At 35.1% G+C, this 12,196-nt stretch carries 9 protein-coding genes and 1 tRNA gene; all 10 read right to left on the bottom strand.

From position 1 onward, the window contains the following. Positions 1-59 precede the first annotated feature (59 nt). Positions 60-362: a DUF3467 domain-containing protein gene (locus tag WFZ86_RS15735; protein ID WP_064716542.1), complete on the bottom strand. Its 303-nt coding sequence runs from the start codon at positions 360-362 to the stop codon at positions 60-62. A gap of 95 nt (positions 363-457) precedes the next feature. Next, positions 458-4,768, bottom strand: coding sequence for a DNA-directed RNA polymerase subunit beta' (rpoC, locus tag WFZ86_RS15730; protein ID WP_342692806.1), 4,311 nt, complete (start codon positions 4,766-4,768; stop codon positions 458-460). A 259-nt stretch (positions 4,769-5,027) separates the two neighbouring features. Further along, complete coding sequence (gene rpoB, locus WFZ86_RS15725; protein ID WP_342692805.1) at positions 5,028-8,840, bottom strand: DNA-directed RNA polymerase subunit beta; 3,813 nt, start codon at positions 8,838-8,840, stop codon at positions 5,028-5,030. Between the two features lie 278 nt (positions 8,841-9,118). Next, positions 9,119-9,490 carry a 50S ribosomal protein L7/L12 gene (rplL, locus tag WFZ86_RS15720; protein WP_300977835.1) on the bottom strand — a complete coding sequence of 124 codons (372 nt, stop codon included), beginning with the start codon at positions 9,488-9,490 and terminating at the stop codon, positions 9,119-9,121. Between the two features lie 92 nt (positions 9,491-9,582). After that, positions 9,583-10,083, bottom strand: a complete 501-nt coding sequence (gene rplJ, locus WFZ86_RS15715) for a 50S ribosomal protein L10 (RefSeq protein WP_159682327.1) — start codon at positions 10,081-10,083, stop codon at positions 9,583-9,585. A 22-nt stretch (positions 10,084-10,105) separates the two neighbouring features. Continuing rightward, positions 10,106-10,795: a 50S ribosomal protein L1 gene (gene rplA, locus WFZ86_RS15710; protein WP_064716537.1), complete on the bottom strand. Its 690-nt coding sequence runs from the start codon at positions 10,793-10,795 to the stop codon at positions 10,106-10,108. 12 nt (positions 10,796-10,807) lie between these two features. Further along, the gene (gene rplK / locus WFZ86_RS15705; protein ID WP_342692804.1) at positions 10,808-11,245 is read right to left on the bottom strand and encodes a 50S ribosomal protein L11; all 438 of its coding nucleotides are present in this window, start codon (positions 11,243-11,245) and stop codon (positions 10,808-10,810) included. Between the two features lie 65 nt (positions 11,246-11,310). After that, complete coding sequence (gene nusG / locus WFZ86_RS15700; protein ID WP_159682325.1) at positions 11,311-11,862, bottom strand: transcription termination/antitermination protein NusG; 552 nt, start codon at positions 11,860-11,862, stop codon at positions 11,311-11,313. Positions 11,863-11,872: 10 nt separating this feature from the next. Next, positions 11,873-12,070: a preprotein translocase subunit SecE gene (secE, locus tag WFZ86_RS15695; protein WP_024982058.1), complete on the bottom strand. Its 198-nt coding sequence runs from the start codon at positions 12,068-12,070 to the stop codon at positions 11,873-11,875. A gap of 25 nt (positions 12,071-12,095) precedes the next feature. Continuing rightward, positions 12,096-12,166 (bottom strand) — tRNA-Trp (locus WFZ86_RS15690). Between the last annotated feature and the right edge of the window lie 30 nt (positions 12,167-12,196).

Raw genomic sequence — 12,196 nt, 5'->3', positions numbered from 1 at the left:
CTTTTGTTTTACTTATAATTATATAAAAAAAAAGACTTCTTAACGAAGTCTTTTTGTATTTAAGCTTGTCCTGTTGGACCAAAATTCAAGGGAATTGGTGCTTGCTCTGTATCTTTAATTTCACCGTGAGCTAACTCAAAACGATGCACATTATCAGCCAAGGCTTTGATTAATCGTTTCGCGTGTTGTGGCGTCAATACAATTCTGGACTTTACTTTTGCTTTTGGCAAACCAGGCATAATACTCACAAAATCCAAAACAAACTCCGAAGAGGAATGATTGATAATCGCTAGGTTAGAATAAACTCCCTCAGCAATACTCTCGTCTAATTCAATATTAATTTGTTCTTGTTGATCTTTCATAGTAAAAAGTTAAAGATTCAAAGAGGTAGTGATTTAAAAAACTCAAAGACGATCGAAATCGTCTTTGAATATATAATCTTACATCTCTAAATACATTAGTAAATGTACTCTTCTTTGTTAGCCATCATATCATTGTAGTCTTCTTTAGAACCTACAATGGTATTATCATACTCTCTCATACCCGTACCTGCAGGAATTCTATGACCTACAATTACGTTTTCTTTCAAGCCTTCTAACAAGTCAACCTTACCTGCTACAGCAGCTTCGTTTAACACTTTAGTTGTTTCTTGGAAAGAAGCAGCAGAGATAAATGATTTCGTTTGTAACGATGCTCTTGTAATACCTTGTAATATTGGAGTAGCAGTTGCTGTAATAACATCACGAGCTACTACCAAGTTTTTATCTGTACGTTTCAATAAAGAGTTTTCATCACGCAACTCACGTGGAGTAACGATTTGACCTGGTTTCAACACTGCAGAATCACCTGCATCTTCCACCACTTTCATTCCGTAAAGATTATCGTTTTGAACGATAAAATCTTTGGTGTGGATCAATTGATCTTCTAAGAATAAAGTATCTCCTGGATCTTGAACTCTTACTTTACGCATCATTTGACGGATTACAACCTCAAAGTGTTTGTCATTGATTTTTACCCCTTGTAAACGGTAAACCTCTTGAATTTCATTCACTAAGTATTGTTGTACCGCTGCTGGTCCTTGGATTCTCAAAATATCGTCTGGAGTAATTGCACCATCAGACAATGGTACTCCAGCTCTTACGAAGTCATTTTCTTGAACTAGAATCTGGCTTGATAATTTCACCAAGTATTTTCTAACATCACCAAATTTAGACTCGATGATAATTTCGCGATTACCTCTTTTGATTTTTCCAAAAGAAACTACCCCGTCAATTTCAGAAACTACAGCTGGATTAGATGGATTACGAGCTTCTAACAACTCTGTAATTCTTGGTAAACCTCCTGTGATATCGCCTGATTTTGAAGAACGACGTGGGATTTTTACCAATACTTTACCTGCTTTAATTTTCTCACCATTCTCTACCATCAAGTGAGCCCCTACTGGTAAGTTGTAAGAACGGATTAATTCACCATCTTTACCGTAAACCAATAATGTTGGGATTAATTTTTTGTTTCTTGATTCAGAAATTACTTTTTCTTGGAAACCAGTTTGTTCGTCGATTTCAACCATGAACGATTGTCCTTGCTCTAAATCTTCGTATTCAATTTTACCAGTAAACTCAGAGACAATTACCCCGTTATATGGATCCCATTTACAGATAACCTCTCCTTTTGAAACAGATTGTCCATCTGTAACATAGATACTAGAACCGTAAGGAATATTGTTTGTACTTAATAAAATACCTGTTTTCTCGTCAATTAATTTCAATTCAGTAGAACGAGACACTACGATATCAACAGAATTTCCTTCGCTATCTTCGCCTTTAACTGTTTTTAAATCTTCGATTTCTAATTTACCTGCAAAACGAGCAATAATACTAGAATCTTCTGAGATACCTCCAGCAACCCCTCCAACGTGGAATGTACGTAACGTTAACTGTGTACCTGGTTCACCAATAGACTGTGCAGCAATAACTCCAACCGCTTCTCCTTTTTGTGTCATCTTACCAGTAGCTAAATTTCTACCGTAACATTTTGCACAAATTCCTTTTAATGCTTCACAAGTTAATGGAGAACGAACTTCTACTTTTTCTACTGGAGAAGCTTCGATTGCTTTAACAATAGATTCAGTAATTTGTTGTCCTGCATGAACTAAAATATCAGTAGTCAAAGGATTAATTACATCTTGCAATGCAACACGTCCTAAGATTCTTTCTCCTAAAGATTCAACGATCTCCTCATTTTTCTTCAATGCAGAAACTTCAACACCTCTTAATGTACCACAATCGTCGATATTAACAATAACGTCTTGTGAAACGTCATGTAATCTACGAGTTAAGTATCCAGCATCCGCTGTTTTCAACGCCGTATCCGCAAGACCTTTACGAGCACCGTGCGTAGAGATAAAGTATTCTAAAATTGATAGACCTTCTTTAAAGTTTGAAAGGATCGGGTTTTCGATAATTTCACCACCACCAGCAGTAGATTTTTTAGGCTTAGCCATCAAACCACGCATACCAGTTAACTGACGAATTTGTTCTTTAGATCCCCTCGCCCCAGAATCAAGCATCATATAAACCGAGTTGAATCCTTGTTGGTCTTCTCTAATATTCTTCATTGCTAACTCTGTCAATTGAGCATTGGCAGAAGTCCATACGTCAATAACTTGGTTGTAACGCTCGTTATTAGTAATAAGACCCATGTTATAGTTAGCAGAAATTCCTTCTACTTGCTCTCTTGCATCAGCAATTAATTTTGTTTTTTGTTCTGGAATTCTAATATCACCTAAAGAGAAAGATAACCCTCCTTTAAAAGCGAACTTATAACCCATATTTTTCATATTATCTAAGAAGGCAGCTGTAGTAGGTACATCAGTCGAACTTAATACGTGACCGATAATATCTCTTAAGTTTTTCTTGGTTAATACATCATTGATATATCCTGCAGCTTCTGGTACAACTTCATTAAATAATACACGTCCAGCAGTTGTTTGAATAATTTTGTATACTAACTCTCCATCTTCATTAAAGTCTTTTGCTCTAATTTTCACACGAGCATTCAACTCTAATCTTCCTTCGTTCAAAGCGATATTTACCTCTTCTGCAGAATAGAAAGTTAATCCTTCACCAAGAATAGTTAATTCAGGTGTAGTTAAACGTTCTTTGGTCATATAATATAGACCCAAAACCATGTCCTGAGAAGGTACTGTAATTGGAGCACCATTTGCAGGGTTCAAGATATTGTGAGAAGCTAACATCAATAATTGTGCTTCCAAAATTGCCTCAGGCCCTAATGGCAAGTGAACTGCCATCTGATCCCCATCAAAATCCGCGTTGAACGCCGTACAAACTAATGGGTGCAATTGAATTGCTTTACCTTCAATTAATTTTGGTTGGAATGCTTGAATACCTAAACGGTGCAAAGTAGGAGCACGGTTAAGCAATACTGGATGTCCTTTGATTACATTCTCAAGAATATCCCATACAACAGGCTCTTTTTTGTCAATTATTTTTTTAGCAGATTTAACTGTTTTTACAATACCTCTTTCGATTAACTTACGAATTACAAAAGGTTTGTATAATTCAGCTGCCATATCTTTTGGCAAACCACACTCAAACAATTTCATTTCTGGCCCAACAACAATTACCGAACGAGCAGAATAATCCACACGTTTTCCTAATAAGTTTTGACGGAAACGACCTTGTTTACCTTTCAATGAATCAGAAAGTGACTTCAATGGACGGTTAGATTCTGTCTTAACAGCAGAAGCTTTACGAGTGTTGTCAAACAATGAATCTACAGATTCTTGCAACATACGCTTTTCATTTCTCAAGATAACTTCAGGAGCTTTAATCTCCATTAATCTTTTCAAACGGTTATTACGTATAATTACACGACGGTATAAATCATTCAAATCTGAAGTAGCAAAACGACCTCCATCAAGTGGCACTAAAGGACGTAATTCTGGTGGAATAACAGGAATCACTTTCATAATCATCCATTCAGGACGATTCTCTCGATTTAAGTTAGACTCACGGAAAGATTCAACAACTTGAAGACGTTTTAATGCTTCAGTTTTTCTTTGTTTAGAAGTTTCATTATTGGCACTATGACGTAAACTATAAGAAAGCTCATCTAAATCGATACGCGCTAATAAATCCATAATACATTCTGCACCCATTTTGGCAACAAATTTATTAGGATCAAAATCATCTAAATATTGATTATCTGCTGGCAAAGTATCCAAAATATTCAAATACTCTTCCTCAGTTAAGAAATCTAAACGTTGTAAAGATTCTCCATCAGTATTTTTTGCAATACCAGCTTGAATTACTACATATCTTTCGTAGTAAATAATCATGTCTAACTTCTTAGATGGTAATCCTAAAATATAACCAATTTTATTTGGCAAAGAACGGAAATACCAGATATGAGCGATTGGCACCACCAAATTGATGTGACCCACTCTATCTCTTCTTACTTTCTTTTCAGTAACTTCTACACCACAACGGTCGCAGATAATTCCCTTGTAACGAATTCTTTTGTACTTACCACAGGCACATTCAAAATCCTTAACAGGACCGAAAATTCTTTCACAAAAAAGCCCATCACGTTCCGGCTTGTGTGTTCTGTAGTTGATAGTCTCAGGCTTTAACACCTCACCTCTTGACTCTTTCAAGATAGATTCTGGAGAAGCTAATCCTATCGAAATTTTATTGAATCTTTTTACAGGATTCTTATCTTTATTGTTGTTTCTATTATTCATCATAGTTTTTACTATTGATTTATTTGCAATTAAAAATTGATTTTAGATTTATGAATTAAAGACAAAATAGTAGTTACTATATCATCAAAATTCATTAAGCTCTATTACCACGAATTACTTCTCTAAACTTCTCTCTGAAGTGCTAATTATACTTTTCATTAAAAACATAAAAAATCGGAACGGTTTACGGGTATAAATCCTAAAAACTTCTATAAATGGGTAATCAGTCCCATATTTACGGGACTGACTACAAAACTTTTTGTTATTCTTCTAAACGAATATCAAGACCTAGACCTTTCAATTCGTGCATCAATACATTGAATGATTCAGGTAATCCTGGTTCTGGCATAGATTCTCCCTTAACGATTGCTTCGTAAGTTTTAGCTCTACCAATAACATCATCCGATTTTACAGTTAAGATTTCACGTAATGTACTTGATGCACCATAAGCCTCAAGTGCCCATACCTCCATCTCTCCAAAACGCTGACCTCCAAATTGAGCTTTACCTCCAAGTGGTTGTTGAGTAATCAACGAGTACGGACCAATAGAACGAGCGTGCATCTTATCATCTACCATGTGACCTAATTTCAACATATAAATCACACCAACTGTAGCTGCTTGATGGAAACGTTCTCCAGTACCACCATCATAAAGGTGTGTATGTCCAAAACGTGGCACACCAGCTTCGTCTGTTAAAGCATTGATTTGTTCAAGAGAAGCACCGTCAAAAATTGGAGTAGCAAACTTTCTACCCAAATTCATTCCTGCCCATCCTAAAACTGTTTCATAGATTTGCCCAATGTTCATACGTGAAGGTACACCAAGTGGGTTCAACACAATATCAACAGGAGTTCCATCTTCTAAGAAAGGCATGTCTTCATGACGAACAATACGAGCAACAATACCTTTGTTACCGTGACGTCCCGCCATCTTATCCCCAACTTTCAATTTACGTTTCTTAGCAATATAAACTTTAGCTAATTTCAAAATTCCAGATGGTAATTCATCACCAACAGTAATAGTGAATTTCTCTCTACGTAATGCTCCTTGTAAATCGTTCAATTTAATTTTATAGTTATGAATTAAATCATTAACCATTTTGTTAGTCACATCATCAGCAACCCATTGACCTTTACTTAAGTGAGCAAAATCTTCAACAGCATAAAGCATTTTTTGAGTATATTTCTTACCTTTTGGCAATACTTCTTCACCCAAATCATTCATTACACCTTGAGAAGTTTTTCCGTTAACGATAAGGAAAAGTTTTTCAATCAATCTGTCTTTTAATTCAACAAATTTAACTTCAAACTCCATTTCTAAAGCGCCTAAAGCATCTTTATCCTGAGTACGTTTACGTTTATCTTTTACTGCTCTTGCAAATAATTTTTTATCTAAAACTACACCGTGTAATGAAGGAGAAGCTTTTAATGAAGCATCTTTTACATCACCAGCTTTATCACCAAAGATAGCACGTAGTAATTTTTCTTCTGGTGTTGGATCAGATTCTCCTTTTGGAGTAATTTTTCCAATCAAAATATCACCAGGTTTTACCTCTGCACCAATTCTGATCATACCATTTTCATCCAAATCTTTGGTAGCTTCTTCAGAAACGTTAGGAATATCATTAGTTAACTCTTCGTTACCTAATTTGGTATCTCTAACTTCTAAAGAATAATCATCGATATGGATAGAAGTAAATATATCATCGCGAACTACTTTCTCAGAAATCACAATCGCATCCTCGAAGTTATAACCTTTCCATGGCATAAATGCTACTTTAAGGTTTCTTCCTAATGCTAATTCTCCATTTTGAGTAGCATATCCTTCTGACAAAACTTGACCTAGAACAACTCTATCACCCTTTCTTACGATAGGTTTTAGGTTAATACTTGTTCCTTGGTTCGTTTTCCTAAACTTAATCAAGTTATACGTTTTTTCATCTGCTTCAAAACTTACCATTCTTTCTTCTTCAGAACGATCGTATTTGATAGTAATAATGTTAGCATCAACGTATTCAACAACTCCATCTCCTTCAGCATTAATCAATACTCTGGAATCTGAAGCTACTTGACGCTCTAAACCAGTTCCTACAATTGGGGCTTCTGGACGAATTAAAGGTACCGCTTGACGCATCATGTTAGATCCCATCAACGCACGGTTCGCATCATCATGCTCCAAGAAAGGAATCAATGATGCAGAAATAGATGCAATTTGATTTGGAGCAACGTCAGCATAATCTACTTGACTTGGCTCAATTACAGGAAAATCACCTTCTTGTCTTGCAATTACATTATCAGCAGTAATTTTTCCTGTCGCATCCATTTCAATGTTTGCTTGAGAAATCATCATACCTTCTTCTTCTTCTGCACTTAAGTAAACAGGAGTTGATTCTAAATCAACTACACCATTTGAAACTTTACGGTAAGGAGTCTCAATGAATCCCATTCCATTTACTTTAGCATATACACCAAGAGATGAAATCAAACCAATGTTTGGTCCCTCAGGAGTTTCAATAGGACATAAACGACCATAGTGCGTATAGTGAACGTCACGAACCTCAAAACCTGCTCTTTCACGAGAAAGTCCACCTGGTCCTAGTGCAGATAATCTTCTTTTGTGCGTAATCTCAGCTAATGGATTCGTTTGATCCATAAATTGAGATAACTGATTTGTTCCAAAGAAAGAGTTGATAACAGAAGATAATGTTTTAGCATTAATCAAATCTATTGGTGTAAACACCTCGTTATCTCTAACGTTCATACGCTCTCTAATGGTTCTAGCCATACGCGCTAAACCAACACCGAATTGTTGTGACAATTGTTCACCAACTGTTCTAACACGACGGTTTGATAAGTGATCAATATCATCAATCTCAGCTTTTGAATTGATCAATTCAATCAAATATTTAACGATAGTTATGATATCTTCCTTAGTAAGCACTTGCTTTTCCATCGGAGTATCTAAACCTAATTTTTTATTAATTCTATAACGACCTACTTCACCTAAGTTATAACGTTGGTCAGAGAAAAATAATTTATCTATAATGCCACGAGCAGTTTCTTCATCAGGCGGTTCTGCGTTACGCAATTGTCTGTAGATATGCTCAACAGCTTCCTTTTCAGAGTTTGTTGGATCTTTTTGTAATGTATTGTGGATGATAGAATAATCAACTAAATTATTATCTTCCTTATGCAACAAAATAGATTTAACGTTAGAATCAATGATTTCTTCAACATTATCTTTGTCGATAATTGTATCTCTATCAAGAATAATTTCGTTACGCTCGATAGATACAACTTCGCCAGTATCCTCATCAACGAAATCTTCATGCCAAGTGTTCAAAACACGAGCAGCTAATTTTCTACCTATATATTTTTTCAACCCTGTTTTAGAAACTTTAATTTCTTCGGCTAGATCAAAAATTTCAAGAATATCTTTGTCTCTTTCAAAACCAATAGCACGGAACAAAGTAGTAACAGGTAATTTTTTCTTTCTATCGATATAAGCATACATTACACTATTAATATCAGTAGAAAATTCAATCCAAGAGCCTTTAAATGGGATAACTCTTGCAGAATATAATTTAGTTCCATTTGCATGGAATGATTGTCCAAAGAACACACCTGGAGAACGGTGCAATTGAGACACAACAACACGTTCAGCGCCATTGATCACAAAAGTACCACTTGGTGTCATATAAGGAATTGTACCAAGATATACATCTTGAACAATAGTTTCAAAATCTTCGTGTTCTGGATCTGTACAGTAAAGTTTAAGTCTAGCTTTCAAAGGAACACTATACGTCAAACCTCTTTCTATACATTCTTGAATGGTGTAACGTGGTGGATCTACGAAATAATCAAGGAATTCCAATACAAAGTTATTTCTTGTATCTGTAATAGGAAAGTTTTCCATGAAGGTATTATACAATCCTTCGTCGCCTCTTTCGTCTGATTTCGTTTCTAATTGAAAAAAATCTTTAAATGACTTCACCTGAACATCAAGAAAATCTGGATAATCAGGAATATTTTTTGTAGAGGCAAAATTCAATCTTTCAGTCTGATTTGTTAGCATCAATGGACAAAATTTTGATTAAAAAAAGTAGTTTTTGTGTTTAAAACACTGTTTAATTTATAAAACAATCTATACTTTCTTTTTTAGAATCAATACATCTTGAGAAATTAATAAAGATTACTCTTTAGCTAATTTATTTTCTTCGTAATGATTAAAAATTCTAAGGTATTTTAAACTATTTTATAATAAAACTTAATAAATTTTATTATACGAAAAATGGTTTAGGTCTTTGAGTGATTAAACCCAAGACCTAAACCTAATTTTAAACTATGTTGAAATTATTTTAACTCAACAACAGCTCCAGCCTCTTCTAATGATTTTTTAAGACCTTCAGCCTCTTCTTTAGAAACACCTTCTTTTACGTTGCTAGGAGCACTATCAACTACATCTTTAGCTTCTTTCAAACCTAAACCTGTAAGTTCTTTTACTAATTTCACAACAGCTAATTTAGATGCACCTGCATCTTTCAATACAACTGTAAATTCTGTTTGAGCCTCTTCAGCAGCACCTTCACCACCACCAGCAGCAACTACTACAGCTGCAGCAGCTGGTTCGATACCGTACTCATCTTTCAATATTGTTGCTAATTCGTTAACTTCTTTTACAGTTAAATTAACTAATTGCTCTGCGAATTGTTTCAAATCTGCCATTTTTTCTATCGTTTTAAAATGATTTGTAAAAATATAATTTATTTATTGTGCGCTAATTCAAGCAACAAGGAACTACTCCTTGCTTGGTTATATTAAGCTTCAGTCTCTTCGCTGTTAGCGAATTGATTTTGTAAAGCCGAAATAACTCTTTGAGCTGGAGATTGTAACAATCCAATGATTTCTCCGATAAGCTCTTCTTTAGATTTAATTGTAGCTAATGCATCTAATTGATCATCACCAATGTAAATTTCAGAATTGATGTAAGCACCTTTCAAAATAGGCTTAGCAGCTTTTTTTCTAAAATCTTTGATAATTTTTCCAGGAGCATTAGCAATATCTGCAATAAAAATAGCACTATTACCAGTCAATACTGATGGTAAATCACCATAATCATTATCAGAAGCTTCCATTGCTTTTGCAAGCAAAGTATTTTTAACTACCTCTAATTTAATACCTGCTTTAAAACAAGCTCTTCTCAAGTTTGAAGTTGTTTCTGCGTCTAACCCAGAAATATCAGATACATATACAATGTTTGTACCAGCTAACTGTGCAGTTAAATCTTCAATCGCGATTGATTTTTCTTCTCTAGTCATACTAAAAATTATTAACTACCAATTATACTGCTTTTGGGTCTAATGCAATAGCAGGACTCATAGTGCTTGTAAGGTGAATACCTTTAATATAGGTTCCTTTAGCAGCAGTTGGTTTAAGTTTGATTAATGTTTGAATAATTTCATGTGCATTGTCATAAATTTGCTCAGCTCCGAAAGAAACTTTACCAATTCCTGCATGTACAATACCAGTTTTATCAACTTTGAAATCGATTTTACCAGCTTTTACCTCTGCAACAGCTTTTGCAACATCCATAGTTACAGTACCTGTTTTAGGGTTTGGCATTAAACCTCTAGGACCTAAAATACGACCTAATGGACCTAATTTACCCATAACAGCTGGCATAGTGATGATAACATCAACATCTGTCCAACCATCTTTTATTTTTTGTAAATAATCATCAAGACCCACATAATCAGCTCCAGCTGCAGTAGCTTCAGCTTCTTTATCTGGAGTAACTAATGCTAATACTTTTACATCTTTACCAGTTCCATGAGGCAATGTTACCACACCTCTCACCATTTGATTCGCTTTTCTTGGATCTACACCCAAACGAACTGCGATATCAACAGACTCATCAAATTTTGCAGAAGCAACCTCTTTAATTAATGCAGCAGCATCTTTCAAAGAGTATAATTTGTTCTTTTCAATTTTTGAAGCAGCCTCTTTTTGCTTTTTTGTCAATTTTGCCATGTTTTCTCTTAATTAAAAAGGAGAATCTCCTGATACAGTTATACCCATAGATCTAGCTGTTCCAGCAACCATACTCATAGCAGACTCAATAGTGAATGCATTTAAGTCTGGCATTTTGTCTTCAGCAATAGTTCTAATTTGTTCCCAAGTAACGCTAGCTACTTTTTTACGATTAGGCTCACCTGAACCAGATTTTAGCTTTGCAGCTTCCATTAACTGAACTGCTGCAGGAGGAGTCTTAACAACAAAATCGAATGATTTGTCTTTATACACAGTAATTTGTACTGGGCATATTTTGCCAGGTTTATCTTGAGTTCTAGCATTAAATTGCTTACAAAACTCCATGATGTTAACCCCAGCAGCTCCTAAAGCAGGTCCAACCGGTGGCGACGGATTCGCAGCACCTCCCTTAACTTGTAGTTTAACTACCTTACTAATTTCTTTAGCCATTTTTTAAAAAATTTAACACGACAATCATTGGAAGCGATTGTGTGATTATTTATAGTGTAACAAAATTATACTTTTTCAACTTGCATAAAACTTAACTCTAATGGTGTTTTTCTTCCGAATATCTTAACCATAACTTCAAGTTTACGCTTCTCTTCATTGATTTTTTCAACAGTTCCATTAAAACCATTAAAAGGCCCATCAATAACCTTAATTGTTTCTCCAACATTAAAGGGAATAGAACGAGTGTCTGTATTAACAGTCAATTCATCTACTTTTCCTAACATACGGTTAACTTCAGCCATTCTTAAAGGAACAGGTTCACCACCTTTTGTTTCCCCTAAAAAACCAATAACACTAGTAATAGACTTAATAATATGAGGTATCTCACCAACCAAGTTAGCCTCTATCATTACATATCCTGGAAAATAAACTTTGTCTTTTGCAATTTTTTTTCCTTCTTTAACAGTAACTACTTTTTCCGTAGGTACCAATACTTGAGATACATAATCCTCCATCCCTAGCCTAGCGATTTCAGTCTCGATATATGCTTTTACTTTATTTTCTTGCCCGCTTACTGCACGAACGACATACCACTTTTTCAAATTATTTTCAGTCATCCCCAGAAATTTACGCTTTCAACCAGTTAAAAAATCCTTCTAATGCTTTTGCAAACATTTCATCTACTCCCCAAGTCGCCAAAGCGAATAGTACTGAAAAAACAGCAACAACAATTGTTAGACGTTGAACCTCAGCCCAAGCTGGCCAAGTAACATTTGACTTTAATTCTTCAAATGCCTCTGAAATGTAATTAACAACTTTTGCCATAATTTAAACTCTGTGTTATATATTGCACGGGCGGAGGGATTCGAACCCCCATCAACGGTTTTGGAGACCGCTATTCTACCCTTGAACTACGTCCGTATAAAGCCAGTAACTAAAGCGTTACTGGCT

This window comes from Flavobacterium polysaccharolyticum (assembly GCF_038739875.1).
In the GTDB taxonomy this organism is placed as follows: domain Bacteria; phylum Bacteroidota; class Bacteroidia; order Flavobacteriales; family Flavobacteriaceae; genus Flavobacterium; species Flavobacterium polysaccharolyticum.
The sequence above is the reverse complement of the archived record's forward strand: the minus strand, read 5'-3'. Positions and strand labels throughout refer to the sequence as shown.